General features: G+C 63.0%; 28 protein-coding genes. 10 read left to right on the top strand and 18 right to left on the bottom strand.

Annotation, left to right across the window (positions count from 1 at the left end; genetic code table 11):
- Positions 1 to 9 precede the first annotated feature (9 nt).
- The 5 genes from ACIQTZ_RS04285 to ACIQTZ_RS04265 form a co-directional block, all read right to left on the bottom strand.
- Complete coding sequence (locus tag ACIQTZ_RS04285; protein ID WP_402977819.1) at positions 10 to 1,104, bottom strand: biotin/lipoate A/B protein ligase family protein; 1,095 nt, start codon at positions 1,102 to 1,104, stop codon at positions 10 to 12.
- Positions 1,105 to 1,190: 86 nt separating this feature from the next.
- On the bottom strand, positions 1,191 to 1,448 hold the full coding sequence (locus ACIQTZ_RS04280; protein WP_009358283.1) for a type B 50S ribosomal protein L31: 258 nt from the start codon (positions 1,446 to 1,448) through the stop codon (positions 1,191 to 1,193).
- Positions 1,449 to 1,599: 151 nt separating this feature from the next.
- Positions 1,600 to 2,409 (bottom strand): TrmH family RNA methyltransferase, encoded by an 810-nt coding sequence (locus ACIQTZ_RS04275; protein WP_402942507.1) that lies wholly within the window; start codon positions 2,407 to 2,409, stop codon positions 1,600 to 1,602.
- Positions 2,410 to 2,416: 7 nt separating this feature from the next.
- Complete coding sequence (locus tag ACIQTZ_RS04270; protein WP_397321812.1) at positions 2,417 to 3,202, bottom strand: sulfite exporter TauE/SafE family protein; 786 nt, start codon at positions 3,200 to 3,202, stop codon at positions 2,417 to 2,419.
- Positions 3,203 to 3,222: 20 nt separating this feature from the next.
- Positions 3,223 to 4,008, bottom strand: coding sequence for an ABC transporter ATP-binding protein (locus tag ACIQTZ_RS04265; protein WP_400332375.1), 786 nt, complete (start codon positions 4,006 to 4,008; stop codon positions 3,223 to 3,225).
- 110 nt (positions 4,009 to 4,118) lie between these two features.
- On the opposite strand from ACIQTZ_RS04265, the gene serB reads away from it, so the two are divergent.
- Positions 4,119 to 5,012 (top strand): phosphoserine phosphatase SerB, encoded by an 894-nt coding sequence (serB, locus tag ACIQTZ_RS04260; RefSeq protein ID WP_402977816.1) that lies wholly within the window; start codon positions 4,119 to 4,121, stop codon positions 5,010 to 5,012.
- Between the two features lie 565 nt (positions 5,013 to 5,577).
- On the opposite strand, the gene ACIQTZ_RS04255 is transcribed toward serB, so the two are convergent.
- Positions 5,578 to 5,721 carry a hypothetical protein gene (locus tag ACIQTZ_RS04255; RefSeq protein ID WP_402977813.1) on the bottom strand — a complete coding sequence of 48 codons (144 nt, stop codon included), beginning with the start codon at positions 5,719 to 5,721 and terminating at the stop codon, positions 5,578 to 5,580.
- Here ACIQTZ_RS04255 and ACIQTZ_RS04250 point away from each other — a divergent pair.
- Positions 5,720 to 5,914 (top strand): hypothetical protein, encoded by a 195-nt coding sequence (locus tag ACIQTZ_RS04250; protein WP_402977810.1) that lies wholly within the window; start codon positions 5,720 to 5,722, stop codon positions 5,912 to 5,914. The genes ACIQTZ_RS04255 and ACIQTZ_RS04250 overlap by 2 nt on opposite strands.
- Positions 5,915 to 5,976: 62 nt before the next feature.
- Here ACIQTZ_RS04250 and ACIQTZ_RS04245 read toward each other — a convergent pair whose 3' ends face one another.
- The 3 genes from ACIQTZ_RS04245 to ACIQTZ_RS04235 all read right to left on the bottom strand — a co-directional run bounded on the left by ACIQTZ_RS04245 (position 5,977) and on the right by ACIQTZ_RS04235 (position 9,384).
- On the bottom strand, positions 5,977 to 7,479 hold the full coding sequence (locus ACIQTZ_RS04245; protein ID WP_402977807.1) for an ATP-binding cassette domain-containing protein: 1,503 nt from the start codon (positions 7,477 to 7,479) through the stop codon (positions 5,977 to 5,979).
- Between the two features lie 288 nt (positions 7,480 to 7,767).
- Positions 7,768 to 8,520 carry an SDR family oxidoreductase gene (locus ACIQTZ_RS04240; RefSeq protein ID WP_402942515.1) on the bottom strand — a complete coding sequence of 251 codons (753 nt, stop codon included), beginning with the start codon at positions 8,518 to 8,520 and terminating at the stop codon, positions 7,768 to 7,770.
- A 138-nt stretch (positions 8,521 to 8,658) separates the two neighbouring features.
- Positions 8,659 to 9,384, bottom strand: coding sequence for a beta-ketoacyl-ACP reductase (locus tag ACIQTZ_RS04235; protein ID WP_400332363.1), 726 nt, complete (start codon positions 9,382 to 9,384; stop codon positions 8,659 to 8,661).
- A 155-nt stretch (positions 9,385 to 9,539) separates the two neighbouring features.
- On the opposite strand from ACIQTZ_RS04235, the gene ACIQTZ_RS04230 reads away from it, so the two are divergent.
- Genes ACIQTZ_RS04230 through ACIQTZ_RS04215 form a run of 4 tightly spaced genes read left to right on the top strand, consistent with a single transcriptional unit; the run spans position 9,540 to position 11,654 of the window.
- Positions 9,540 to 10,052, top strand: a complete 513-nt coding sequence (locus tag ACIQTZ_RS04230) for a DUF3099 domain-containing protein (protein ID WP_400332361.1) — start codon at positions 9,540 to 9,542, stop codon at positions 10,050 to 10,052.
- Positions 10,049 to 10,318, top strand: a complete 270-nt coding sequence (locus ACIQTZ_RS04225) for a hypothetical protein (RefSeq protein ID WP_402977804.1) — start codon at positions 10,049 to 10,051, stop codon at positions 10,316 to 10,318. The genes ACIQTZ_RS04230 and ACIQTZ_RS04225 overlap by 4 nt, the downstream gene beginning before the upstream one ends.
- A complete protein-coding gene (locus ACIQTZ_RS04220; RefSeq protein WP_400332357.1) occupies positions 10,319 to 11,185 on the top strand; it encodes an SURF1 family protein in 867 nt (288 codons plus the stop codon).
- Positions 11,169 to 11,654 (top strand): YbaK/EbsC family protein, encoded by a 486-nt coding sequence (locus ACIQTZ_RS04215; RefSeq protein ID WP_402977801.1) that lies wholly within the window; start codon positions 11,169 to 11,171, stop codon positions 11,652 to 11,654. The genes ACIQTZ_RS04220 and ACIQTZ_RS04215 overlap by 17 nt, the downstream gene beginning before the upstream one ends.
- A gap of 25 nt (positions 11,655 to 11,679) precedes the next feature.
- Here the strand turns inward: ACIQTZ_RS04215 and ACIQTZ_RS04210 are convergent, their stop codons facing one another.
- On the bottom strand, positions 11,680 to 13,278 hold the full coding sequence (locus ACIQTZ_RS04210; protein WP_397321801.1) for an ABC-F family ATP-binding cassette domain-containing protein: 1,599 nt from the start codon (positions 13,276 to 13,278) through the stop codon (positions 11,680 to 11,682).
- A 255-nt stretch (positions 13,279 to 13,533) separates the two neighbouring features.
- Between ACIQTZ_RS04210 and ACIQTZ_RS04205 the strand changes: the two genes are divergently transcribed.
- From ACIQTZ_RS04205 to ACIQTZ_RS04195, 3 genes are read left to right on the top strand one after another with little or no spacing between them, the layout of a single operon-like run.
- A complete protein-coding gene (locus ACIQTZ_RS04205) occupies positions 13,534 to 14,157 on the top strand; it encodes a biotin transporter BioY (RefSeq protein ID WP_400332351.1) in 624 nt (207 codons plus the stop codon).
- Positions 14,157 to 14,879 carry an energy-coupling factor ABC transporter ATP-binding protein gene (locus ACIQTZ_RS04200; RefSeq protein ID WP_402977797.1) on the top strand — a complete coding sequence of 241 codons (723 nt, stop codon included), beginning with the start codon at positions 14,157 to 14,159 and terminating at the stop codon, positions 14,877 to 14,879. Before ACIQTZ_RS04205 ends, ACIQTZ_RS04200 begins: the two co-directional genes overlap by 1 nt.
- Entirely contained in the window at positions 14,876 to 15,514 is a 639-nt protein-coding gene (locus ACIQTZ_RS04195) for an energy-coupling factor transporter transmembrane component T family protein (RefSeq protein WP_402977794.1), read from the top strand. Before ACIQTZ_RS04200 ends, ACIQTZ_RS04195 begins: the two co-directional genes overlap by 4 nt.
- On the opposite strand, the gene ACIQTZ_RS04190 is transcribed toward ACIQTZ_RS04195, so the two are convergent.
- Together ACIQTZ_RS04190 and ACIQTZ_RS04185 are read right to left on the bottom strand one after the other, a co-directional pair.
- Entirely contained in the window at positions 15,511 to 16,689 is a 1,179-nt protein-coding gene (locus tag ACIQTZ_RS04190) for a thiolase family protein (RefSeq protein ID WP_402977791.1), read from the bottom strand. The two genes, ACIQTZ_RS04195 and ACIQTZ_RS04190, sit on opposite strands and share 4 nt — an antisense overlap.
- 13 nt (positions 16,690 to 16,702) lie before the next feature.
- Positions 16,703 to 18,091 (bottom strand): class I adenylate-forming enzyme family protein, encoded by a 1,389-nt coding sequence (locus tag ACIQTZ_RS04185; protein ID WP_402977788.1) that lies wholly within the window; start codon positions 18,089 to 18,091, stop codon positions 16,703 to 16,705.
- A 61-nt stretch (positions 18,092 to 18,152) separates the two neighbouring features.
- Here ACIQTZ_RS04185 and ACIQTZ_RS04180 point away from each other — a divergent pair, with 61 nt between their 5' ends.
- Positions 18,153 to 19,055, top strand: coding sequence for a neutral zinc metallopeptidase (locus ACIQTZ_RS04180; protein WP_402977786.1), 903 nt, complete (start codon positions 18,153 to 18,155; stop codon positions 19,053 to 19,055).
- An 81-nt stretch (positions 19,056 to 19,136) separates the two neighbouring features.
- Here ACIQTZ_RS04180 and ACIQTZ_RS04175 read toward each other — a convergent pair whose 3' ends face one another.
- From ACIQTZ_RS04175 to ACIQTZ_RS04150, 6 genes are read right to left on the bottom strand one after another with little or no spacing between them, the layout of a single operon-like run.
- Entirely contained in the window at positions 19,137 to 19,469 is a 333-nt protein-coding gene (locus ACIQTZ_RS04175; RefSeq protein ID WP_144658786.1) for a metal-sulfur cluster assembly factor, read from the bottom strand.
- Positions 19,470 to 19,482: 13 nt separating this feature from the next.
- Positions 19,483 to 20,268 (bottom strand): Fe-S cluster assembly ATPase SufC, encoded by a 786-nt coding sequence (gene sufC, locus ACIQTZ_RS04170; RefSeq protein ID WP_400269424.1) that lies wholly within the window; start codon positions 20,266 to 20,268, stop codon positions 19,483 to 19,485.
- A gap of 43 nt (positions 20,269 to 20,311) precedes the next feature.
- On the bottom strand, positions 20,312 to 20,668 hold the full coding sequence (locus tag ACIQTZ_RS04165; protein ID WP_400332335.1) for a non-heme iron oxygenase ferredoxin subunit: 357 nt from the start codon (positions 20,666 to 20,668) through the stop codon (positions 20,312 to 20,314).
- Positions 20,669 to 20,705: 37 nt separating this feature from the next.
- Positions 20,706 to 22,007 carry a Fe-S cluster assembly protein SufD gene (gene sufD, locus ACIQTZ_RS04160; protein WP_402977783.1) on the bottom strand — a complete coding sequence of 434 codons (1,302 nt, stop codon included), beginning with the start codon at positions 22,005 to 22,007 and terminating at the stop codon, positions 20,706 to 20,708.
- 2 nt (positions 22,008 to 22,009) lie between these two features.
- On the bottom strand, positions 22,010 to 23,485 hold the full coding sequence (sufB, locus tag ACIQTZ_RS04155; RefSeq protein WP_144658782.1) for a Fe-S cluster assembly protein SufB: 1,476 nt from the start codon (positions 23,483 to 23,485) through the stop codon (positions 22,010 to 22,012).
- A complete protein-coding gene (locus tag ACIQTZ_RS04150; protein WP_402942551.1) occupies positions 23,485 to 24,306 on the bottom strand; it encodes a helix-turn-helix transcriptional regulator in 822 nt (273 codons plus the stop codon). Before ACIQTZ_RS04150 ends, sufB begins: the two co-directional genes overlap by 1 nt.
- Between the last annotated feature and the right edge of the window lie 82 nt (positions 24,307 to 24,388).

Below are 24,388 nucleotides of genomic sequence, written 5' to 3'. Positions count from 1 at the left end.
CAGCCGGGGTCAGGGAACGCGGTTGAGCCATTCGGCGGTGCCGAACTTGGTGTCCACCCGTTTCCTGGCTTCGGCCAACTCGTCATCCGTCAGGCGCGACACGACGGCGCCGTAGCGCTCCGTGAAGACCTCCTGCATGGCGTCGATAATGGCCGCCCGGGCGAGGCCTGTTTGCCTCCTCAAGGGGTCCACCCGTTTCTTCGCACTGCGGGTTCCCTTGTCGGAGAGCTTCTCCTTGCCGATCCGCAGGACGTCCACCATCTTGTCCGCATCGATGTCATAGCTCATGGTCACGTGGTGCAGCATGCCGCCGTTCGCCAGCCGCTTCTGGGCCGCGCCACCGATCTTGCCTTGGTCCGTGGCGATGTCATTGAGTGGCACATAGAAAGCACTGATGCCGAGCTTCTCCAGGGCGGCCATGACCCAGGAGTCAAGGAAGGCGTAGGAGTCGGCGAAGCTGATCCCGTCAACCAGGGTCTGCGGCAGGTAGAGGGAGTAGGTGATGCAGTTGCCCGCCTCCATGAACATGGCCCCTCCCCCGCTGATGCGGCGGACCACTGTCACCCCGTGCCTCGCGACACCCTCCGGATCCACCTCGTTGCGGACGGACTGGAAGCTCCCGATCACCACCGAGGGTTCCGCCCAGTCCCAAAAACGCAGGGTTGGATTCCGGAGTCCAGCGCCCACCTCCTCGGTCAGGACTTCGTCGAGGGCCACGTTGACAGGTGTCGGAAGGACTGACGGAGGGATGACGTCCCAATGGTGGTCCGCCCATCCCGTGGCCTTGGACAAGGCCCTCCGGACGGTGACGGACACGGCCTCCGCCGAGAAGCCAAACAGCACTGCCCCCTCCGGAAGCCGCGTGTTGACGGCGGACGCGATCTCCGCAGCCGAAGATTCAGCGGGGAGCCCGGTGAGGGCCGTGTTGATGTCCAGGAGTGCTTCGTCGGGTTCAAGGAAGAAGTCTCCGCTCACGGAGACATTCGCAAACCGGCCCTCGACGACGTCCAGATCAACCACCACCAGCTTCCCGCCGGGAACTTTGTACGCCCCGTGAAGGTGCGTGCCGTCGTCGTTCATTTCCTGTGCGGGGAGGGAAGTCATGGTTTCCATCTTGCCGGAAAACGCAAAAGCCCGCATCGCCGGAAACCGGTGATGCGGGCCCTCGAGAAGACTTGGGGTGAAGTGGGTTACTTCTTGCCGCCGAAGCCCTTGAAGCGAGCATTGAAGCGCTCGACGCGGCCAGCGGAGTCCATGATGCGCTGCTTGCCCGTGTAGAACGGGTGGGACTCCGAGGAGATTTCGACGTCGATGACCGGGTAGGTGTTGCCGTCTTCCCACTCGATGGTCTTCGAGGAAGACACGGTGGACTTGGTCAGGAACTTGACGCCGGAAGCCAGGTCGTTGAAGACAACAGCTTCGTACTTCGGGTGAATATCAGACTTCATAATTGGACCTTTGTTCGCGCAGCTGGATTTTGCCAGCTGCCAGGTATGAATGGAGGTGGTCCGTAGATGCCATAACTCATTTCAACGTCCGGACCAACAAACAATCCTACCTGATGCTTGCCATCTGCACGAACCAGTGGGCGGCCCCGCGTCAATCGCGGGGACGCAGCTCCCAGAAAGCCACCGCCGAGGCAGCGGCGACGTTGAGGGAGTCGACGCCGGCTCGCATGGGAATCTTCACTGCAAGGTCGACGGCGGCGAGCGTCCCGGCGCTCATGCCGGCTCCTTCGGTGCCGAGCACCAGCGCAAGTTTGGGGATCTCCCGGGCTGCCAGTTCGTCAAGGTCCAGGGCGTCATCCGTTAGTTCCATGGCCGCGACAGTAAAGCCTTGCTCCTGCAGCAGCGCCAGATCCCCGGGCCAGTTTTCCAACCGGGCCCAAGGAACTTGAAATACGGTCCCCATGCTGACGCGGACGCTGCGCCGGTACAGCGGGTCACCGCAGCGCGGCGAGACAAGCACTGCATCCACGCCGAGGGCCGCCGCGGAGCGGAAGATGGCACCCACATTCGTGTGGTCCACGATGTCCTCGAGCACCGCCACGCGCTGGGCGCCCGCGAGCAGTTCCGGCAGGGCTACCGGGGCCGGCCGGTGCATGGCAGCCATCGCGCCTCGGTGCAGGTGGAAGCCGGTGATCTCTTCCAACAGGGAGGCTTTGCCAATGAAGACCGGAACTTCGGGGTACGCCTCGAAGACGTCCGCGAGGTCCTCGATCCACTTCTCCGCCAGGAAGAAGGACCGTGGCTGGTGCCCGGCAGCCAGTGCACGGCGAAGCACGCGGGACGACTCTGCGATGTACATTCCCTCTTCCGGCTCACGCAGCTTGCGCAGATGGACATCTGTCAGCGTCGTGTAGTCGGAGACGCGGGGGTCGTCCGCAGCTTCGAGATAGTGGAAGGTCATGATGCGTTTACTTCAGGAGATTGGCGATCATGAAACCGAGGGCCACAATGCCGAGGGTGAAAATAACGCTGCGGAGGACCTTCGGCGAGAGTTTGCGGCCCACCTTCGAGCCAACCAGGCCGCCAATGGTGGAGCTCACGGCAATGAGGAGGACCACCAGCCAGTCGATCCGGTCGAAGGCGAAGATCAGGTAGGAGATGGCCGCCACCATGTTGACCGTGAGCGTCAGGATGTTCTTCATGGCATTGGCGTTTTGCATGGTGCCGGACATGAACACGCCAAGGATGCCTACCAGGAGGATTCCCTGGGCTGCAACGAAGTAGCCGCCGTAAACGCCGGCGAGGTAGATGAGGACCACCAGGAGGATGCCGTGGCTCTTGTCCTTGAGGGCGTGCTCCGGGTTCTGCTCGCGGTTTTTTATCCAGCCCTGCAGCTTCGGCTGGAACAGCACCATCAGCAAGGCCGCAACCAGCAGCACCGGTGCGACATAGCCAAAGACTTTCTCCGGCAAATGAAGGAGGAGCCAGGCGCCGGTAATGCCGCCAAGGAGGGAGGCCGGCATCAACTTCATCAGTTGCCTGCCCCGGCCCTTCAGCTCGCGCCGGTAGCCCCAGGCGCCGGCTGCGGTGCCTGCGACGAGGCCCATGGCATTGCTCATGGAGGCCACCACGGGAACCACACCGAGTGCGATAAGTACCGGGAAGGTGACCAGGGTGCCGGATCCAACGACGGCGTTGATGGTGCCCGCCCAGAGGCCAGCGAAAAAGACCAGGATGCTGCTAAGAATTTCCATAGTGAATATGCGTTTCCGGCCTAGCGGCGGGCAGTGGCCGTGTAGCGGCCAGCGTTTTCGGTGACGTCCAGCTCAAGGCCGAAGGTGCTGCTGAGGTGTTCATTGGTCAGGACGTCGTTGATGGGCCCCGCGGCCACCACTTCGCCTTCGCGCAGCAACATGGCATGGGTGAAGCCCGGCGGCACTTCCTCAAGGTGGTGCGTCACGAGGACCATTGCCGGGGAGGCTTCGTCCTGGGCAAGTTCGCCCAGCTTGTGGACCAGTTCCTCGCGTCCGCCAAGGTCCAGCCCGGCCGCGGGCTCGTCGAGGAGCAGGAGTTCGGGGTCGGTCATGAGTGCCCTGGCGATCTGGACGCGCTTGCGCTCTCCCTCGGACAGCGTGGCGAATGTCCTGTTCAGCAGCGGCCCCATCCCCCAGTCGTTCAAGAGACCAAAGGCGCGGCGTTCGTCGTCGCGCTCGTAGCCTTCGCGCCAGCGGCCCGTGACACCGTAGGCCGCGGTGACAACGACGTTAAGCACGTTCTCGTGCTCGGGGATCTGGGTGGCAAGGGCAGCCGAAGAGAGGCCGATCCTGGGGCGGAGTTCGAAGACATCGACACGGCCCAGGGTTTCGTCGAGGATGCCGGCCTTGCCGCTGCTGGGATGCAGACGTGCGGCAGCAATCTGCAGAAGCGTGGTCTTGCCCGCGCCGTTGGGTCCCAGGATGACCCAGCGTTCGCCCTCGTTGACCTGCCAGTCCACTTTGTCCAGCAGGGTTTTTTTGCCTCGGACAACGCTGACGGAAGCCAATTCCAGAACATCACTCATAGCAGTAGACACTAGGACAAAAATGAACATGACTGATAACCGGCACTTGTCCTTGTTTATCAGGCGAAACCAATTCGGGTACATATAGCCGCCTCGCTAGGATTGAGGGCATGACTTCGAACTTGGCTGCGGTCAGCTATGGCATGACTTTGTCCCCCGAATCCCTTGATGGCGTGCGCAAGGCGCTCACGGGCGCCGGCGTCACAGTGTCAGCAGAATCACAGTCCGGTGACGGGCGTTACGCAGTGCATACCGCTGAACTCAACGTCGCCGCAGCCACGGCAGAAGACGTGGCTGCGTTGCGCCGCACCGTTGCCGGGGTGGATGCTCCAGGCATGGATACGGCGCTGGTACCCGAAAGCCTCCGGAAGGCGTCGCGGAAGCTGCTCATCATGGACGTCGACTCCACGCTCATCCAGCAGGAAGTCATTGAACTGCTTGCTGCCTACGCCGGCAAGCGGGAGGAAGTCGCAGCCGTCACCGAAGCGGCGATGCGCGGCGAACTCGACTTTGCCCAAAGCCTTCACGCCCGCGTCGCAGTACTGGCAGGCTTGCCGGTCGACGTCGTGAATTCCGTGCGTGCCGAGGTGCGCCTCAGCCTGGGCGCGGCAGAGCTCGTTGCCGCGTTCAAGGCGGCCGGCCATGTGGTGGCTGTTGTTTCCGGCGGTTTCAACCAGATTCTTGGTCCGCTTGCCGGGGAACTCGGCCTCGATTACTGGATTGCCAACGAGCTTGAAATCGTCGACGGCGCGCTGACGGGCAAGGTGCTGGGCGCTGTCATTGACCGCACCGCAAAGGAAAAGTACCTGCGGGAGTGGGCTGCGGCCGAAGGCATCGACCTTGAGCACACCATCGCCGTCGGCGACGGTGCCAATGACCTCGACATGCTGGGGGCCGCTGGGATCGGCGTGGCCTTTAACGCGAAGCCGGCCGTACGGGCCGTGGCGGACGCGGCCATCAACATGCCTTACCTCGACGCGGTCAGGCATATCGCCAACGTCTGAGCCGGATTTCCTCGCCGCCGTGGTCGAGGAGAACGGTTCCGCGGATCCAGCGATGCCTGTGTCCGTTTCTCCGTGGATGAATCGTCGTCACGAACCGGGCTTCCCGACACTTAACTGTTGTGTCCGGCTGCCATGGTCCGGCGACTCGTTGACAGAGGTTCCTTCGATGAGGTGCTGCCTGGCGTCCCATCGTTGACCCAGGAGCATCATGAACCATATCTTCACGTCTGCAACGCACCATGTGGCCGTCAGGACCACATGGACGCCAGGACGGTAAGTGGAAGGTTCACAGCGCACCTGGAAATGGTGGAGACGCCTCACTGAAGGTCCCCTTGCCGATGGGTCCCCTGACCCGACAACAGGTTCTGCCTCCTTCCTGGACGAGGTACTCAAGGAAGAAGACCCTGGCACGGGCACGCCCCATGGGAAGGCGGTGGTTGGGGAGCCGGGTTTCCTGGAGGTCCCGTTCCGGGAATCCACCACCGATTACTTCCCGCAACCCTCCACCAAGGAAACAGAACAGGAAGATCGGAATATGAGTTCACTTGACGAAGCCGTAAAGCAACTACTGTCCATTGAAGGCGCCACCGGTGCCGCCGTGGTTGACTACACCAGCGGTATGGCTTTGGCCCAGGGCGGAAGCCCCGGCTTCGATCTCGGCGTCGCGGCAGCAGGCAATTCGATTGGTCAGCGCAAAACTGCGCACCATGTCCGACCTGAACCTGGAGAGCGACATCGAAGACATTCTCATGACATTGGATACCCAGTACCACTTGATCAACGTGTTGAACTCGGCCGGCTCCAAGGGCTTGTTTGTCTACCTGGTATTGGACCGCACCTACGCGAACCTTGCCTTGGCCCGCCACAAGCTCAAGAACCTGGCCAAGGGCATCACCATCTAGTGTCACCGAATGAAGAAGGGGTGGTCCTCCTGAGGACCACCCCTTCTTCATTCCCCAACGAACTAACTCTTTTGGCGCCGGGGATCCCGGGATGCTGCCTCGAATTTCTCGCCCAACATGTGGTGGACCAAGACATCCTCGTTGGTATTTGCGTTCGCTTCGATGGAAACCATTTCGCCGTCCCGCATCACGCCAATCCTGTGGCACCAGCCAACCAATTCAGACAAGTCAGATGACAGCAGGATAATGGCCACTCCCGTTTGGCTGAGTTCGTGGAGCATCTTGTAAACGATTTCCTTGGCGCCGATGTCGATGCCCCGGCTGGGGTGGCTGAGGATCAGGATGTCGCAATCGGTGGTCATCCACTTGGCGAGCTGCACCTTCTGCCGGTCACCGCCGGACAATGTTGCGATGGTTCCGTGGATGTTCGTGGTGTTGATCCGCATGCGCCTGACAAGCTCAATGACCCCTCGGAGCTGCATCACCTCGTCCTGGAGGCTCACCTCATGGTCGTCCGCCACCTGTTGAAGCCCGTCGACGACGGTGGCACTCGCCTCAAAGTTGTCGTCCGTCTCTGACAGGAACCCGATCTTCAAACGCTTGGCATCCGGCTGTTCCCTGATTTCCACCTTGTCGCCGTGCATGAAGATCTCCCCGGAGGTGCTGGGGTTCGTCCCTACAAGGGCACCGATCAAAGGGTAGATCCCGGAGCGGTGCGTACCCACGAGGCCAAAGATCTCGCCCTTGGCCACGTGGAACGTGACGTCGCGGACCACGTCACCTACACCCAGGTTCACCACCCGCAGCGCCTCTTCACCGGTAGCCAGTTCCACGGGACGGGCGTTTGGCTCCAGTTTTTGCTGCAACAGCATGAAAGCCAGTTCGGCGATGTCTGTCTGACTCGCGTCCACCACACGATGAACCCGCCCGTCACGCAGAATCGCGATGCGGTGGGCTATGGACCGCACTTCATCGAGCCGGTGGGTGATGTAGATGATCGCCCTGCCCTGCTGGTTCAGCATTCGCAGGACTTTGTGCAGCACGGCAACGTCGTGGTCCGGCAAGGAGGCCGCAACTTCGTCCATGATGACAAGCTGGGCTTCCTCCGCAACCATCCGGAGAACTTCCACCAAAGTTTGCTCGGCACGGATCAGGGCTCCGACTTTCATGTCCGGATCAAGGTCAATCCCGGCGTCCAGAATCAATTTCGCTGCTTGTTCCCTTAATTCCCCGTGGGCTTTCCCCGCTTGGAACGTCCCGCGGAATATGGCTTCGGCAACCGTTAATTCAGGATCCACCCGGAAGTTTTGCGGAATGAGGCCGACACCGCAGGCTTGGGCTTCTTCCAGGGAGTCGGGTGCGAACTTTTCTCCGGCGAGATTCATGCGGCCACCGTCGTGTTTGTGGGCTCCAGCCAGGACGCCCATCAATGTGGTTTTGCCGGCACCGTTGGTTCCGATCAATCCCAGGATTTCACCCCGGTGCAATGAGAAGCTGACGCCTTTGAGGATGCGCCGCTGGTCATAGGACGCGCGGATATCGTCGGCGTGCAGTAGCAGGTCCAATAAAGCTCCTTGTTCGCAGAATCGCGGAGGGACTGGCAGGAAAAGCCCGTTGATGCGCGCTGCCCAAGGCACAATATTGCACGCGACTACGGACGCAGGCGTATTGCCGAGTCAATCAGATGGCGAACTTTAATGCAAAATTAGAATCTGGAAACAAGTTAATGAAATTCGTGACGAAAGAATGGCAATAATTTATGAAATCGTCATGAAGTGTTGAGCCAGGGATGAAGGTCCGTTTAACGTGAAAGAGGCCCGGGATGCCATCCCGGGCCTCTTCCTCGTGTGCCGCTACTGCTCGCTCTTACCGAAGTAATCGGCGCCACCAACGTACTCGGTGTGGCCCGATTCGACGTCGGCCGTGACCATCTTGGCCACCTCGGCCGCAAACTCTTCCACGGAGTACAGTTTGCCGGCCTCTGCACGGCGTGCCTCGATGGCACCGGGGTTGGAACGGTCAAGGAGAGTAGCCGTCACCGTTCCCTCGATCATGTCGCCGGAGACGACCACCAGCGAAATGCCCTTGTTGGCAAGATCGGGCAACAGGGCGCGGAGCGCATCCTCGCCGGCCCTCTTGCTCTTTGCTACGGGCTCGTACTCAGGCATCGTGGGTACGGTCTCGACGAAGTGGGCCTGGTGGCTGGTCACGAAGACAACCCGCGAACCTTCGGGCATGAGCGGCACGGCCGCGTTCAGCATATTGATCTGGGCATCGCGGTTGAGCTTCAATGCGTAGCCCTCTTCCATGCCCGTTTCCATGCCACCGGAGGCGTTCAGCACCAGGACGTCGAGTGATCCGAACTCCTCCATGGCGGCACTGGCCAGGGCATGGACGCCTTCATCCGTGGTGAGGTCTGCGCCGACGGCGGCTGCGCGTCCACCGGCGGCCTGGATCCCAGCCACCACCTTATTGGCCCGCGGGGCCTTCTGTCGGTAGTTAACGACGACGGCGGCACCCTCGCCCGCGAGGATCTTGGCAACTTCGGCACCGATACCGCGGGATGATCCCGTGACGATGGCAGTCTTGTTATCCAGCGTTCCCATACGTGCTCCTTTTGTTCACTTCATCCAAAAACTGTGGGCTCGGATTCCATCTTGCCAGCGCGTGCCGGAAAGATGCTTGTGGAGCGCCAACAAAAACTGCCTGATCGGCTAGTGCGGCAGCGGCTAGTGCGGCAGCGGCTAGTGGCCCATGCCCAGTCCGCCGTCGACGGGGATGACCGCACCGGAGATGTAGGCGGCTTCATCACTGGCAACCCAGCGCACCACGTTGGCTACCTCGGAAGCCTCGGCAAAGCGGCCGGCCGGGACGTTGGCCAGGTAGGACTTCTGAGTCTCCTCGGGGAGCTCGGCCGTCATGTCGGTGTTGATGAATCCTGGCGCCACCACATTCGCGGTAATGCCGCGGCTGCCGAGTTCACGGGTGAGCGATCGGGCGATGCCAACCATGCCGGCCTTTGAGGCCGAATAGTTGATCTGTCCCGGCGCACCGTACAGGCCGGATACCGAAGAGATCAGGATGACGCGGCCCTTCCGAAGGCGGATCATGCCTTTGGACGCCCGCTTGATGACGCGGAACGCGCCGGTGAGGTTCGTGTCCAAAACCGAGGTGAAGTCGTCTTCGCTCATCCGGAGCAACAGGGTGTCCTTGGTGATGCCGGCGTTCGCCACCAGCACCTCCACGGGCCCGTGGGCTTCCTCGACCGCCTTGAATGCGGCATCGATCGATCCTTCATCGGTGACGTCGGCCTTCACTCCCAGAATCCCTTCAGGGAGTTCTGATTCGCTACGGTAGGTCACCGCAACCTTGTCGCCATTGGCCAGGAAGGACTCAGCGATCGCCAGGCCGATTCCTCGGTTGCCACCCGTAACCAGGACGCTCCGGCCGGTGGATACTGCTTCAGACATTCATTCGCTCCAGGTTCTGCGGCATGGGTGTGCCGCGGTGAAGAGGGGTTTTTACCTGCCTCGATCTTAGCCGCCGGACCCCGCAACGCGCGGGTAACCGGTGTGGCCAGCGGTTTGGGCCAGTACCGCGATGGTGAGAGAATTGATAGGAGCCTTTGGAGCGTGATGATTCAGCTGTGACACGAGAGAACAGTCCCATGCAGCAGGTGCCCGGGGACCCGGACGCTGTTTCCAGCGACCCCGAAGTGCACAGCATCACGGACGCCGCCACCGCCCACTCCGAGGACATGCGTCAACGGATGATCAAGTACTCACTGGCCATGGGTATCCGCATGGTCTGCATCATCCTGATCTTCGTTGTGGATGGCTGGTTCAAGATCGTCGCGGTGGCCGGCGCCGTCTTCCTGCCGTGGATCGCGGTTGTCATCGCCAATGGCAGCGACATGGCAGAGGACCACAGTGAGTCCTTGCTGGACTATGTTGCCACGCCCGAAATCGAGGGGTCGCAGCAACCAGCCGAAGAAGAACCCGAAGAAACGGTCACCGTCCTCCAGGGGGAGCTGGTGGACGAGGATCCGGACCAGGACAGCACTCCGCCCCAAGGCACCACCGACGACACACCATCTACGAAGGCCGGGAACGCCGGCGACGAACGGGCGGCTTCATGAACATCTTCACCCTCGGCGGCCTTGGTCAAGGCGACCAGCAAGCGGTACCGGAAAAGGCGCTGTGCTCCCGCAAAGGCTGCCGTGATGGCGCGGATTGGCAACTCCTGTGGAACAACCCACGCATTCACACCCCAGAGCGCCGGAAGGTGTGGCTGGCATGTGGCGAACACCGCGCGTGGCTCGAAGACTACTTGCAGACGCGCGGACTATGGAAGGAAACGGTGCCGTTCGAGTCGGACGAGGCGTCCGTAGGCGGGGCCCGCTGAATGTACCGCTTCCTGTTTTCCAGCAAGTGGCTGGGCTATTTTGTCCTGGCCGTTATCTTCGCTACGGCTTGTGTGTTCCTGGGACGCTGGCAAATGGACCGGCGCGCGGAAACACTGGCCGAAATCAACCGCGTGGTCAGCAACTATTCGGCCACCCCGGTGCCCTTCGCCGCCATCAAGGACGAGTTCCGCCAACTCGATCCCGAGCGCGAATGGACCCAGGTGGAACTGCGCGGAACCTACGATCTTGACGGACAGCGAGTGGTCCGGAACCGGCCGTTGAACGGTCAGCCGGGCTACGACGTCGTGGTTCCTTTCCGCCTCACCACCGGTGAGGCCGTGGTGATCGACCGTGGCTGGTTGCCGATCGGCAACAACACCCCGGGACGGCCCGACGTCGTTCCGTCCCCGCCCACAGGTGAGGTCACCGTGGTGGCCCGCCTCAAGCCATCGGAACCGAAGCTGGACCGCGGGGCGGTGGAGGGGCAACTGGCGTCCATCGATCTGCCGGGGTTCGCTGGTGAGTTGCCCTACACGATCGAAACGGGCGCTTACGGCCAATTGGCCAGCGAAGCACCGGCCGTGCAACCCATGCCTACGCCGTTCCCGAAACCGGCAACGGAAGAAGGCACCCATCTGTCCTACTCGCTGCAGTGGTTTGCCTTCGGCGTCCTGATGTTCATCGGGTTCGGCTACGCCGCCCGGCAGCAGGCGCGCAACGCAGCGATTGATGCCGAAGATGAGGACGACGAGGAAACCATGTCCGCCGTTGGTCCCCGCAAGCGGCCCGCCCCTGCCCCACGAAAGAACAAGCGCCGTACGTCCGAAGAAGAGGAAGACGCCATCCTGGATGCCCAAGGCTACTGAGAGTCTCCGCGATCCTGTCCAAACCGTCAGGAAAACCCTCCTTGCGCTCGGAGCCAAGGATACGGTCCGTATCTTCGAGGAGAAGGTCCCGACGGCGGCGGCAGCAGCTTCCGTACTGGGCTGTGAGGTCGCTGCCATTACCAACAGCCTTGTTTTCGAAGTGGACGGCACTCCCCTGCTGATCCTCGCCAGCGGCGCCGCAAAGGTGGACACGGCCCTGGTGGCCCGCCAACTGGGGACGGGCAAGATCCGGCGCGCCAAGCCCGACTTCGTCCTTGAACACACTGGACAAGAAGTGGGCGGAGTGGCGCCCGTAGGCCACCCCCAGCCGATAAGGACCATCCTGGATGCCTCACTCAAAGGCCACGGCGTTTTATGGGCCGGAGCCGGCGACCACAACTCCATGTTCTCCATCACCTACGAGGATCTGCTGCGCATAACAGGAGCGGCCGAGCTCCCAGTACGCTAGCAGCAGCCGCGCCGCAGTGCCGGCCTTACGCCAGCGTGATCAGGTCCAGGTAATCCTCGTTCCAGTGGTCCTCGACGCCGTCGGGCAGCAGCACTACGCGCTCGGGGTTCAGGGCGGCGACTGCGCCCTCGTCGTGGCTCACCATCACCACGGCACCGGTGTAGTTCTTCAAGGCCCCGAGGATTTCCGCGCGGCTGGCTGGGTCCAGGTTGTTGGTGGGTTCGTCGAGGAGCAGCACATTGGCGCTGGAAGCCACGATGGTTGCCAGGGCCAGGCGGGTCTTTTCACCACCGGACAGCACACCGGCGGGCTTATCCACGTCGTCGCCGGAGAACAGGAACGAGCCCAGGATGCCGCGGACCTCGGCGTCCTTCATGTCCGGCGCCGAGGAACGCATGTTCTCCAGCACGGTGCGGTCGTGGTCCAGGGTTTCATGTTCCTGGGCGTAGTAACCGACTTTGAGGCCATGCCCCGGGATGATGTCACCGGTATCCGGCGCGTCCACTCCTGCGAGCATGCGCAGCAACGTGGTCTTGCCGGCACCGTTGAGGCCCAGGATGACCACCTTGGAGCCGCGATCGATCGCAAGGTCGACGTCGGTGAAGATCTCCAGGGATCCGTAGGACTTGCTGAGGCCCTCCGCCGTCAACGGCGTCTTGCCGCAAGGCGAGGGCTCGGGGAAGCGCAACGCGGCCACCCGGTCCTGCTCACGGACAGCCTCGAGCCCGCTGAGGAGCCGCTCGGCGCGCTTGGCCATGTTTTGCGCGGCAACGGCCTTGGTGGCCTTGGCACGCATCTTGTTGGCCTGGTCCAGGAGGACCTGGGCTTTCTTCTCGGCGTTGGCGCGTTCACGACGGCGCGCGCGCTCGTCGGTTTCCCGCTGCTGGAGGTAGCGCTTCCAGCCCATGTTGTAGTAATCGATCTGGGCGCGGTTGGCATCAAGGTGGTAGACCTTGTTCACCGTTGCTTCGAGCAGTTCCACGTCGTGGCTGATAACAATGAGCCCGCCCTGGTGGTTCTTCAGGAAGTCGCGCAACCAGGTGATGGAATCAGCATCCAGGTGGTTGGTGGGTTCATCCAACAGCAGGGTTTCTGCGGACGAGTACAGGATCCTGGCCAGCTCCACGCGGCGACGCTGGCCGCCGGAGAGCGTCTTGAGCGGCTGGTTGAGGATGCGCTCGGGCAAGGCGAGGTTGGACGAAATGGCGGCCGCTTCCGCCTCTGCTGCATACCCTCCGCCTGCGAGGAATTCAGCCTCCAGGCGGTCGTAGCGGTTCATGGCCTTGCGCTGGACAGCTGCGTCCTCACTGGACATCTCCGCCTGGGCCTTCTTCAGTTTGCCGAGGACCACATCCAGGCCACGGGCGGAGAGGATGCGGTCCCGTGCCAACTGCTCCATGTCCGGGGTGCGGGGATCCTGCGGAAGGTACCCGATCTCGCCGCTCCGCGTCACCTTGCCGCCTGCCGGAAGTCCCTCCCCCGCGAGGACGCGGGTCAGGGTGGTCTTGCCGGCGCCGTTGCGGCCAACAAGGCCAATCTTGTCCCCTTTGTCCACCCTGAAGTTGACCTGGTCCATCAGCAGGCGTGCGCCGGCGCGGAGTTCGAGTTCCTGGACGGTAATCAATTCGGGTGATGCCTTTCAACGGGGAACGCCTGCGGGGCCGGTGGGCCGGTGGGTGCGGCGGGGACGGCCATGAGAACGGCCTGTCCAAGTCTACCGGCAGCCTGGCCGGGACCGGACATCGGGGGAAACTGTGCCACCCACCAAAGATTGCTCCCGTGCATTTGTGGAGAGACTCCAAAATAGGAGGTCCCGCGCCTCCGTATTCTCGAAAGGTGGGCCCCAACCCACCATCACTGCAGCTAACAAGGACCCCCAATGACTCAAACCAATCCGGCTCCACCAGCGCGCACTGTCGCCCGCAAGAGGTGGACAGCAACGGACCTTGGCCTCATCGCCGTCTTTGCGGCGCTCGTGGCCGCTTCATCGATCGTCCCGGGCATCCCGGTGGGTGCCCTTGGCGTGCCGATCACCCTGGTGACCCTGACTGTCATGCTCAGCGGCCTGGTGCTGGGCGCCGGGCGCGGTTTTGCCGCCGTCGGGCTTTATGTCCTGTTGGGGCTGGCAGGACTCCCGATCTTCAGCGGCGGACGCAGCGGGCTCGGCATCCTGGCGACTCCCTCCGCGGGCTACATCATCGCGTTCCCCCTGGCTGCCGCTGCGGCAGGCGCCTTGGCTGCCGTGATCATCCGGAAGACGGTGCGCTTCCGTGCCCTCCTGCTGTTCGTCGCCACCATGGTCAGCAGCGTGGTCATCATCCACGGGCTCGGCGTGCTGGGCATGATGGTCAACGGCAAACTCGACTTCACCAAGGCATTCATCGCGGACCTCCCCTACTATCCGGGCGATATCCTGAAGAACGTCCTCGCGGTCCTCATCGCGGTGGCACTCCATAAGGCATTTCCGGACGTGCTGGTGCGCCGGGTCAAACAGGCAGGCTAATGACTTCCATCAACTTCAGCGGGGTCTCCGTCCGTGTTGCCGTGGACGGTGCGGCGACGGACAAGACCCTGCTGCAGGATGTGTCCCTCGGCCTGGCCGAACAGCGCATCGGTGTCATCGGCGCCAACGGTTCCGGCAAGTCCACCTTGCTGCGCCTGGTCAACGGCCTGGTGGAACCCACTGCCGGGTCGGTAACGGTCCATGGAGAGGACACCGTGGCTGCCGTGCGGCGGGTCCGCGCCAATGTGGGCTTCGTGTTCACCGATCCGTTGTCGCAGTTGGTGATGCCCACCGGACGCGAAGACGTGGAATTGTCCTTGCGCCGTTCGGTGAAGAACGGGCGCGAGCGTGCCCTCCGGGCCGAGGCGGTCCTGAACAGATTCGGCATCCTGCACCTGGCCGACCAAAGCATCTACGAACTCTCCGGCGGCGAGCGGCAATTGCTGGCCCTGGCCGCCGTCCTCGCTGTGAATCCCAAGGTTTTGGTCCTCGACGAACCGTCAACCTTGCTGGACCTGCGGAACCGCGAACTGCTTCGACGCACCATCGCCGGGCTCGAACAGCAGGTCATCATGTCCACCCATGACCTGGAACTCGCCCAGGACATGGACCGTGTCCTGGTGGTCGAGTCTGGCCGGATCGTCTTCGACGGCATCCCCGCCGCGGCCATTGCCCATTATCGGGAGCTTTGTGCGGCCAGCATTAACGGGACCACGCCGTGAGGGGCCATGGCTTCCTCATCGCGAACTACGTCCAAGGGGACTCGCTGATCCACAGGACTCCCTTATGGCTGAAGTTCCTGGTGGTGGCGGTCTGCGGGGCCGCGTCCTTCCTCATAGTCGACTGGGCTGTTTCGCTGGCGGTCTTCGGGGCCATATGCGCCTTGTTCCTGCTGAGCGGTGCGGGTCCCCGCCGCCTTGCGCGGGTCATCAGGATGGTCGCGCCGATTGTGGCAGTCATCGGATTGTTCCAATGGTGGCAGCTGGGCGGCCCCACTGCTGCCAGGATTGTCCTGAATGTCCTGGTGTGCGTCGTCGCCGCCTCTGTCCTCACGGCCACGACACCGGTACAGAAGCTGCTGGACGGTGTGGTTTCGCTGGCCCGGCCCTTTAAGCGCTGGGGCGCAGATCCCGAGCGCTTCGCACTGACCATCGCCATCATGCTCCGCAGCATCCCGTTCATTGCCGGCGCGTTCTCCGATGTCCGGGACGCCGCGAGGGCCCGCGGACTCGAGCGCAGCCCGCGCGCGCTGGTGCTTCCTGTCTTCATCACCACCGTGGCCTATGCCCGCCAGACCGGGGACGCACTTGCTGCCAGGGGTCTTGGCGAACCCGACGAGGAACCAGAGGGCCGCTAGAGCCTCGCGTACCGCAGTAGGGCTGCCGTCCCCATTCCGCCGGCGATGCTGATCATCGCCAGCCCCAGCGACTCGGCGCCGTCGGAGTGGTAGCGGTCCCTGGCCTGGGCCATCAACCGCGTCACCAGCACTGCACCGGACGCGCCGTAAGCGTGCCCCAGAGCCAGCGCTCCACCCTCCAGGTTGGCTGCCGCCGGGTCGATCCCCAGCTGGTCCAGACAGGCGATGGCCTGGGAGGCAAACGCCTCGTTGAATTCCACGAGGTCCACGTCCCTGGCCGAAAGGCCTGCGCGGCCCAGGAGCCGTTCGGCAGCATGGGCAGCGCCAATGCCCAATAACTCCGGGTCCACCCCTGCTGTATCGCAGTCCAGGACAAGCAAGGCGTCCTGCGCACCCATCGACCGGGCCCGGTCGAGCGAGGTAACAACGACGGCGGAAGCAGCGTCAGCGTCAAAGCACGAGTTCGCGGCGGTAACGCTTCCACCAGGAACGAACGCTGCCGGGAACCGCGCCATCAGGGTCGGGTTGAGCGACTTCCTGGGTCCGTCGTCCTGGGCGACAGTCGTTCCAGCGCTGGCCAGCGGCACTGTTTCGGCCTCGAAGCGGCCAGCCGTGGAAGCTGCGACGGCACGGCGGTGGCTTTCCAGCGCGTAGGCATCCTGCCGTTCCCGATCAATTCCGAAATGCCGGGCCACATTTTCGGCGGCCACCCCCATGTCCGGGTCACCAAAGTCCTTTGGCACGAAGCTGGCCCTGGAGTAGAAGTCCAGGCCGCCGTCGTCGTTCCGGTTGGCGCGTGCGGGCGCCGTACTGACGCTTTCCACTCCGCCGGCGATGAACAGGGGGCTGTCCCCGGCAGCAACCAGTCGAGCCGCCACTGCTATCGCATCAAGTCCCGAACCACATTGCCGGTCGATCGTCATGCCGGGAACGCTGACGGGGAAACCTGCCTGGAGCGCAGCGAACCGGGCCACGTTGCCGCCACCGCCCACTGCGTTGCCGATGATGACGTCGTCCACCACAGCCGGGTCCACGTGGGCATCCTCCACCAGGGCTGCCAGCACCGGAGCCAGCAGATCCTCGGCCCGCAAGTGCTGGAGCCGGCCGTTGGCACGGCACACGGGCGTCCGCAACGCCCCAAGGATGACGGCCTGTCGGGACGGATCGGACGTCACCCGGCTGCCCGCCTTAGCCAAGGGGCTGGACCCGCGGATCGTGGTTCTTGATCCAATCCAGGAGAACCTTGCGGCTCACCTTGCCGCGGTCCGTCATGGGCAGCTCGGCCATGACGAAGTACTGCAGCGGCCATTTGTCCCGTGGCAGTAATCCGTCCAGGCCCGTGCGAAGCTGGGTGGCTGTGACAGCCCCGTATGCGGGAACGATTCCCGCGACCACCCTTTGGCCCCTGATGTCGTCCGGCGCCCCGGCCGCAACGGCGGATTCAATGCCCGGCACGGAAGCAAGGGCGAGCTCCACCTCGTGCGGGTAAACGTTCTTGCCTGCGGTGATGATCATGTCCGCCCGGCGTCCGAGGATATGCAAGGTGCCATGATCCAGGTAGCCCTGGTCCCCTACCGTGTACCAGCCGTCGAGGCAGCGAAGCGCCTGGCCATCATCGCCCCAAAGGTAGCCGTTGCTGACCATCCCGCTGCGGACGCTGATATTTCCGTGCTGACCGTGCTCAAGCTCGTTCCCTGCGTCATCAAGGATCCGTACGTCCACGCCAGGAAACGGGCGTCCAATGCCGGTCCCGCCAATGTCCAACGGCTCCCCGGCGGCCAGCCGGGTGCCGGACACGAAGCTCAGTTCGGAGGCTCCGTAGTACTCGTAAATCACCGCATTGGGAGCCCAGCGGCGGGCTGCCTCCAACGTGCGGGCATCGAGCTTGGAACCGGCGGAGACGATGCTGCGGATCCCCGAGGCGTCCACATCGCCGGCCAGGCCGCGTTCGCTGAGGAGGCGGAGCATGGTGGGGGCCAGCACGAGCCTGGTGATGCCGTCGTGGCTGATGGCCGCGTGGGCGTCGCCAACATCGAAGGTGTCCAGGGTATGGAACGAGGCTCCCGCGTAAAGGCACTCGGACAATGCGTAGAGGTTCAGGGATGCCGAAAGCGGCCCGGGAGCGAGTGTACGGTCGTCCTGTTCCAAGCCGAAAAATTCGATGGAGGCATCGAAGGAGACCTGCCAGGAACGGCGCGAACGGGTGAAGGCCTTGGGAATGGAGGTTGTGCCGGAGGTCAGTCCAACCAGGAACGTGCTGGCGGGATCGCCATCCAGCAGTTGCCTATCGGTAACCGTCGTCGAGTCCTGGACCCTCGCGGCGACCTCCTCAACCATGGGCCCGGGCCAAGCCGGGTCGAGGACGGCGCAGCGGCGGGTCCCGGCCACCGCGGCAACGTAGCGTTCGATGAAGGGGACCGAGTTCTGTTCGGCCAGCACCGTAGTAGCCCGGGTGTCCATAAGGTCCGTGGCGGCGTCGCGGAGTTCCGCCCAGGTGAGCCGGCTGCTGCCCACAACCACGGCCGTGTGGTGCGGGCGTTCATCGGCCCAGAGTTGAAGTTTGTCCAGGAAAGGCATCCCCGCAATTTTACGGCAGTGTCCGCCGTCAGGCATCAAAGGTGACGTCTATTCTGGCTGTATGAGTTTCAATGACGGAGCACAGCTTGATCCCTCGCAGGTTGAAGACCGACGCGGCAGCGGCATAGGACGCGGAACCAAGATCGGCGGCGGAATCGGAGGCGGCATTGTGGCCCTCCTGCTCGTGCTCTTGGGAGTGAATCCCAACATCCTCGGTGACATCACCGGCGGCGGCCAGCCACCCGCCGTCGAGAGCGGCACCGGAACGGGCGGCGTCCAGGAATGCCAGACAGGTGCGGATGCCGACAAGCGGCTGGATTGCCGCATCACCGGGACGGTCAACAGCCTGAACGCCTTTTGGCCCGCCTATCTGGCCGACTACAACGTGAAGTACTCGCGGCCGGGGACGGTCATCTTCGACCAAGTCACCACTACAGGCTGCGGGCAGGCGACCACTGCCGTAGGGCCCTTCTATTGCCCTGCCGACGTCAAGGCCTACTTCGACCCTGGTTTCTTCGACGAATTGGTGACGCGGTTTGGCTCCTCGGGCGGCCCCCTCGCGCAGGAATACGTGGTGGCGCACGAATTCGGGCACCACATCCAGAACATCCTGGGCAACCTTGACCGGGCACAACAGGATCCCCAAGGCCCCCAATCCGGCGGAGTGCGGGTGGAACTGCAGGCCGACTGCTACGCCGGCCTGTGGGTGCGTTACGCGTCAACGCAGACTGACCCTGCAACGGGAAAGCCCTTCCTGGATCCGATAACCCAGCAGGACCTGCAGGATGCTCTCTCCGCTGCATCGGCAGTGGGCGACGACCGCATCCAGGAAGCGGCCACCGGAAGGGTCTCACCGGAGTCCTGGACGCATGGCTCCAGCGAACAGCGGCAGAAGTGGTTCTCCCAGGGTTACTCCACCGGCGACATCAACAAGTGCGACACGTTCGGCGTCGCCACACCATAGCCGGGGCTTAAACGGAAACGGTTCCGGGCATAAGCCCGGAACCGTTTCCTCGTGTCCGCCTACAGCGGGACAGCCAGGTGATCAGATGTTGAAGCCGAGGGCCCTCATCTGGTCCTTGCCGTCGTCGGTGATCCGTTCGGGACCCCATGGCGGCATCCATACCCAGTTCAGGCGCCAGTCATCGACGATGCCGTCCAAGGACTTGCCAACCTGCTCTTCCAACACGTCCGTCAGCGGGCAAGCCGCCGTGGTGAGTGTCATGTCGATCAGGAGGGCGCCGTCGTCGTCCGAGTACTTCAGGCCGTAAAGCAGGCCCAAGTCAACGACGTTGACCCCAAGCTCGGGGTCGATGACGTCCTTGAGCGCTTCCTCGACATCCTCGAGGCTGGTGCGCGCAGCGTTGATTTCGGTCATAAGGTGATCCTAACTAGGCCTGAGCGGCAGGAGCAACAGCGACGCCGGCACCTGTGGCGTAGCGGTCATAGCCCTCTTCTTCGAGGCGGTCGGCGAGCTCGGGGCCGCCTTCTTCGACTACCTTGCCGTCAACGAAGACGTGAACGAAGTCCGGCTTGATGTAGCGCAGGATGCGGGTGTAGTGGGTGATGAGCAGCGTGCCCATGTTGCCCTGGGCGTGTGCCCGGTTGACGCCTTCGGAAACCACCTTGAGGGCGTCGACATCCAGGCCGGAGTCGGTTTCGTCGAGCACGGCGAACTTGGGCTTGAAGAGCTCGAGCTGCAGGATCTCGACGCGCTTCTTCTCGCCGCCGGAGAAGCCTTCGTTGACGTTGCGCTGGGCGAAGTCGGCGTCGATGCGCAACTGCTGCATGGCTGCCTTGACGTCCTTGGTCCACGTGCGGAGGGCAGGTGCTTCACCGTCGATGGCGGTCTTGGCAGTGCGCAGGAAGTTGGTCATGGTGACACCCGGAACCTCCACCGGGTACTGCATGGCGAGGAAGACGCCTGCACGGGCGCGCTCGTCAACGCTCATCTCCAGGACATCTTCGCCGTCCAGGGTGATGCTGCCGCTGGTCACCGTGTAACGCGGGTGGCCGGCGATGGTGGAAGCAAGCGTGGACTTGCCGGAACCGTTGGGGCCCATGATGGCGTGGGTTTCGCCGGTCCTGATGGTCAGGCTGACGCCCTTCAGGATCTCCTTGGTGCCCTGCTCCGTCTCGATGCTGACGTGCAGGTCCTTGATCTCAAGAGTAGACATGCTCTTCTTTCTTTCCGTTCGTAAGTCTGGCGGTACTGGGCGCTCAGTAGTTGTTTACCGGAGCGCCGTTCACAACGTTGGTCACATCCACGTAGACGTCGTCGCCATCGATGGCGACGGCGAAAACCGGGACAGGATCGTAGGCAGGCAACTGCAGGGGCTGTCCGCTGCGCAGATCGAACTGGGAACCGTGTCCCCAGCACTCGATCGCGCAGCCTTCGACGTCGCCTTCGGACAACGAGATGTCAGCGTGCGAGCAGGTGTCTCCGACGGCGTGAATTTCGCCCATCGAGTCCTTCACGATGGCTACGGGGTAGTCATCGATCAGGACGCGCAGCGCCTGCTTGACCTTGATGTCGTTGGCGTTGCACACGAGTTCGCCCTTGATGTGATCACTCATGGTTGTCCTGTTGGCCTGTCCTGGTTGTCGGTGGACGTTAGTTGTCGGTTGCGGCGAGCTCGCGCTCGACGGCTTCGGTCAGACGGTCCTCGATGGCCGGAACCTTGATCTTCTGGATGATCTCGTTCAGGAAGCCACGGACCACGAGCCTGCGGGCAACGTCTTCCGGAATACCGCGTGCCATGAGGTAGAAGAGGTGCTCGTCATCGAAACGGCCGGTGGCGCTGGCGTGGCCCGCACCTTCGATCAGGCCCGTCTCGATTTCCAGGTTGGGCACGGAATCCGCGCGGCAGCCGTCGGTCAGCACCAGGTTCTGGTTCTTCTCGTAGCTGTCGGTGCCTTCGGCGTTCTTCTGGATCAGGACATCGCCTACCCATACAGTGTGTGCACCCTTGCCCTGCAGCGCGCCCTTGTAAAGCACGTTGGAGACGCAGTTGGGCTGCCCGTGGTCAACGTACGTGCGGTGCTCAAGGTGCTGCCCGGCGTCTGCGAAGTACAGGCCGAAGAGTTCCGCTTCGCCACCGGGGGCTGCGAAGCGGGCCGTCGGCGTCACGCGGACGAGGTCGCCACCGAGGCTGACGACGATGTGCTTGAACTTCGCGTCACGGCCGATCTTTGCCTGCTGCGAGGAGGCGTGAACCGAATCGTCGTTCCATTCCTGCAGCGACACGACAGTAAGCTCTGCACCGTCTTCGAGGATGATCTCGACATTCTCGGACACGACGGCAGTGCCTTCGTGGCCCAGGACCAGGACGGCCTTGGAGAACTTCTCCGCCACAACAACCACGTGCTGGGCGGCAGCATCGGTACCGGCACCGGCGAGGGTCACCGTGATCTCCGATTCGAGGGACGTTTCCGAGGGAACCGTGATGACGGTGGCTTCCTGGAAGTTCGCCCAGGCGTTCGCGGAGACGCGGTCCTCGGGAATGCCTGCCTGGCCGATGCGCTGGTCTTCGCGGCCCACGGTCTCAACCGTCACTCCGGCAGGGGCGTTGACGGACACGGCCGGCGCAGCACCGGTCAGGGCTTCGCTGTGCAGCCCACGGAGGCGGCGCAGCGGGGTGAACCGCCAGTCCTCTTCAAGGCCCGTCAGTGCCTTGAAGTCCTCCACCTTGTAGGACGTCAGGCGACCGGCGCGCGAACTGTCGGGAACGCCGACGCCGCCGCCGTGCGAGTGACCCTTCGCCGACGCACCGGCGAGGGGTCCCGCAGAAGGCTGTTCCGTCGTCGAGCCGGCGTTGATCGGCGAGAGGTTCTCGCCTTCTTCGGTGAAGCCGTCGATAAAGGGCTGTGCTGAGGGCGCGCCGATGCGAGCCTTTTCAGTAGTGATATCAGTCATTGTTAACCGACGGATCCTTCCATCTGAAGTTCAATCAAGCGGTTGAGCTCGAGGGCGTATTCCATGGGCAGTTCACGGGCGATCGGCTCGATGAAGCCGCGCACGATCATGGCCATGGCCTCGTCCTCCGGCATGCCGCGGGACATCAGATAGAAGAGCTGCTCTTCGCTGACGCGGGAAACGGTTGCCTCGTGGCCCAGTACGACGTCGTCCTCGCGGATGTCGATGTACGGGTAGGTATCCGAACGGGAAATGGTGTCCACCAGTAGCGCATCGCAACGGACCGTGTTGGCCGAGTGCTTGGCGCCTTCACGGACCTGGACCAGGCCACGGTAGGCAGCACGGCCGCCACCACGGGCCACTGACTTGGAAATGATGGAGCTCTTGGTGTTCGGTGCGATGTGCACCATCTTGGAGCCGGTGTCCTGGTGCTGGCCCTCGCCTGCGAAGGCGATGGACAGGGTCTCGCCCTTGGCGTGCTCGCCAACGAGGTAGACGGCCGGGTACTTCATGGTGACCTTGGAACCGATGTTGCCATCGACCCATTCCATGGTGGCGCCCTCTTCGCAGATGGCGCGCTTGGTGACCAGGTTGTACACGTTGTTGGACCAGTTCTGGATGGTGGTGTAGCGGACGCGTGCGCCCTTCTTCACGATGATTTCCACCACTGCCGAGTGCAAGGAGTCCGAGGTGTAGATCGGAGCCGTGCAACCCTCGATGTAGTGCACGTACGAGTCTTCGTCGGCAATGATCAAGGTGCGCTCGAACTGGCCCATGTTCTCCGTGTTGATACGGAAGTAGGCCTGCAGCGGGATGTCCACGTGGACACCCTTGGGAACGTACACGAACGAGCCACCGGACCAGACCGCGGTGTTCAGCGAGGCGAACTTGTTGTCGCCCACGGGGATCACGGTGCCGAAGTACTCCTGGAAGATCTCCGGGTGTTCCTTCAACGCGGTGTCGGTGTCCAGGAAGATCACGCCCTGGGCTTCGAGGTCCTCGCGGATCTGGTGGTAGACAACCTCGGACTCGTACTGGGCCGCAACGCCCGAAACCAGGCGGCTGCGCTCAGCTTCCGGGATACCCAGCTTCTCGTAGGTGTTCCGGATGTCCTCGGGCAGGTCTTCCCACGTGGCTGCCTGCTTTTCGGTAGAGCGCACGAAGTACTTGATGTTGTCGAAGTCGATGCCCGAGAGGTCTGCACCCCAGGTGGGCATGGGCTTGCGGTCGAAGTACTTCAGGCCCTTGAGGCGTAGGTCGAGCATCCATTCGGGCTCGCTCTTCTTGTCGGAGATGTCACGGACAACCTCCTCATCGAGGCCACGGCGGGCGTTGGCGCCGACGTCGTTCTTGTCGGCCCAGCCGTACTCGTAGTTGCCGATGCCATGCAGCTCGGGATTCTTTTCCAGAATCTCCGAGATCACAGTGCCGTCAGCTACCGCCTTCTCTGCTGTTCCTTCAGCTAATTGACCCGTCATCACGGCCTTTCTTGCTGGTTGTTTGATTCCTTGGACAGGTTTCCGGACTGCTCTGCGATGCCGGGGAGCATCGTGGCAGCCGGTCGCCCGGTAGGTATGTGGGTGGTGCAGACGTGACCGCCTTGCGCCAGGGTGGACAAGCGGCGGACATCGACGCCCACCAAACGGGAGAACACCTTGGTTTCGGTGTCGCAGAACACGGGAAATTCCGCCGCGAGCTGCTGTATGGGGCAATGCCCCTGGCACAGTTGGACGCTGGAGAATTCGGCGGGCAAGGGAGCCTTGGCCTCGATGGAGTGGGCGGAGGCGACGTAGCCGTCCCGGCTCAGTGCCTTGGACAAAGCCACTGCGCGGGCTCCTATGTCCTCACCGGCAGCGGCCACCTCGGGCGCATAACGGCGTTCCAGCTCGGCGAACCGTTCTTCCGCATAGTCGCGTACCGCATCTTCTCCCGCGATATCCTGCAGGCGGCGCAGGGCAGAGGTTGCGATGTTCAGGTAGTCGTCGCCCAGCTTGGACTGGCCCTGTGAACTGAGGACGTACCGCCGTGCCGGGCGGCCTGCACCGGCTCCGGCCTTTGCGACCCGCTTGACTTCGATGACGCCGTTCCGTTCAAGGTGGTCCAAGTGCCGGCGTACGGCCGCAGGGGTGAATCCAAGCAGGTCGCCGAGTTCCGCGGCGCTGACAGGTCCGTTTTCCAGGACCGCGGCAAGGACGCGGTCGCGCGTACGGTCTTCAGCATCCGGCAGCGAAGGCACGGGCGCAACGGGCCCGTCCGCCGCAGCATGCCGCTTCGAGGGCATGGAAACTGGAGTGCTCATGGAATACACAACACAATCATGTCGTAATTTCATTCCGGCCTCCAGTAAGGCAAGACTGACCTTGCCTTACCCGCCGCATGTG

The sequence above is a fragment of the Paenarthrobacter sp. NPDC090520 genome, assembly GCF_044769205.1.
In the GTDB taxonomy this organism is placed as follows: Bacteria; Actinomycetota; Actinomycetes; order Actinomycetales; family Micrococcaceae; genus Arthrobacter.
The sequence above is the reverse complement of the archived record's forward strand: the minus strand, read 5'-3'. Positions and strand labels throughout refer to the sequence as shown.

What these genes read in the sequence shown, in the direction of transcription:
- ACIQTZ_RS04285 (WP_402977819.1), bottom strand. Translation starts at nt 1,104, where the DNA reads ATGACTTCCCTCCCCGCACAGGAAATGAACGACGACGGCACGCACCTT.
- ACIQTZ_RS04280 (WP_009358283.1), bottom strand. Translation starts at nt 1,448, where the DNA reads ATGAAGTCTGATATTCACCCGAAGTACGAAGCTGTTGTCTTCAACGAC.
- ACIQTZ_RS04275 (WP_402942507.1), bottom strand. Translation starts at nt 2,409, where the DNA reads ATGACCTTCCACTATCTCGAAGCTGCGGACGACCCCCGCGTCTCCGAC.
- ACIQTZ_RS04270 (WP_397321812.1), bottom strand. Translation starts at nt 3,202, where the DNA reads ATGGAAATTCTTAGCAGCATCCTGGTCTTTTTCGCTGGCCTCTGGGCG.
- ACIQTZ_RS04265 (WP_400332375.1), bottom strand. Translation starts at nt 4,008, where the DNA reads ATGAGTGATGTTCTGGAATTGGCTTCCGTCAGCGTTGTCCGAGGCAAA.
- serB (WP_402977816.1), top strand. Translation starts at nt 4,119, where the DNA reads ATGACTTCGAACTTGGCTGCGGTCAGCTATGGCATGACTTTGTCCCCC.
- ACIQTZ_RS04250 (WP_402977810.1), top strand. Translation starts at nt 5,720, where the DNA reads ATGTCCGACCTGAACCTGGAGAGCGACATCGAAGACATTCTCATGACA.
- ACIQTZ_RS04255 (WP_402977813.1), bottom strand. Translation starts at nt 5,721, where the DNA reads ATGGTGCGCAGTTTTGCGCTGACCAATCGAATTGCCTGCTGCCGCGAC.
- ACIQTZ_RS04240 (WP_402942515.1), bottom strand. Translation starts at nt 8,520, where the DNA reads ATGGGAACGCTGGATAACAAGACTGCCATCGTCACGGGATCATCCCGC.
- ACIQTZ_RS04235 (WP_400332363.1), bottom strand. Translation starts at nt 9,384, where the DNA reads ATGTCTGAAGCAGTATCCACCGGCCGGAGCGTCCTGGTTACGGGTGGC.
- ACIQTZ_RS04225 (WP_402977804.1), top strand. Translation starts at nt 10,049, where the DNA reads ATGAACATCTTCACCCTCGGCGGCCTTGGTCAAGGCGACCAGCAAGCG.
- ACIQTZ_RS04220 (WP_400332357.1), top strand. Translation starts at nt 10,319, where the DNA reads ATGTACCGCTTCCTGTTTTCCAGCAAGTGGCTGGGCTATTTTGTCCTG.
- ACIQTZ_RS04215 (WP_402977801.1), top strand. Translation starts at nt 11,169, where the DNA reads ATGCCCAAGGCTACTGAGAGTCTCCGCGATCCTGTCCAAACCGTCAGG.
- ACIQTZ_RS04205 (WP_400332351.1), top strand. Translation starts at nt 13,534, where the DNA reads ATGACTCAAACCAATCCGGCTCCACCAGCGCGCACTGTCGCCCGCAAG.
- ACIQTZ_RS04200 (WP_402977797.1), top strand. Translation starts at nt 14,157, where the DNA reads ATGACTTCCATCAACTTCAGCGGGGTCTCCGTCCGTGTTGCCGTGGAC.
- ACIQTZ_RS04185 (WP_402977788.1), bottom strand. Translation starts at nt 18,091, where the DNA reads ATGCCTTTCCTGGACAAACTTCAACTCTGGGCCGATGAACGCCCGCAC.
- ACIQTZ_RS04180 (WP_402977786.1), top strand. Translation starts at nt 18,153, where the DNA reads ATGAGTTTCAATGACGGAGCACAGCTTGATCCCTCGCAGGTTGAAGAC.
- ACIQTZ_RS04175 (WP_144658786.1), bottom strand. Translation starts at nt 19,469, where the DNA reads ATGACCGAAATCAACGCTGCGCGCACCAGCCTCGAGGATGTCGAGGAA.
- sufC (WP_400269424.1), bottom strand. Translation starts at nt 20,268, where the DNA reads ATGTCTACTCTTGAGATCAAGGACCTGCACGTCAGCATCGAGACGGAG.
- ACIQTZ_RS04165 (WP_400332335.1), bottom strand. Translation starts at nt 20,668, where the DNA reads ATGAGTGATCACATCAAGGGCGAACTCGTGTGCAACGCCAACGACATC.
- sufD (WP_402977783.1), bottom strand. Translation starts at nt 22,007, where the DNA reads ATGACTGATATCACTACTGAAAAGGCTCGCATCGGCGCGCCCTCAGCA.
- sufB (WP_144658782.1), bottom strand. Translation starts at nt 23,485, where the DNA reads ATGACGGGTCAATTAGCTGAAGGAACAGCAGAGAAGGCGGTAGCTGAC.
- ACIQTZ_RS04150 (WP_402942551.1), bottom strand. Translation starts at nt 24,306, where the DNA reads ATGAGCACTCCAGTTTCCATGCCCTCGAAGCGGCATGCTGCGGCGGAC.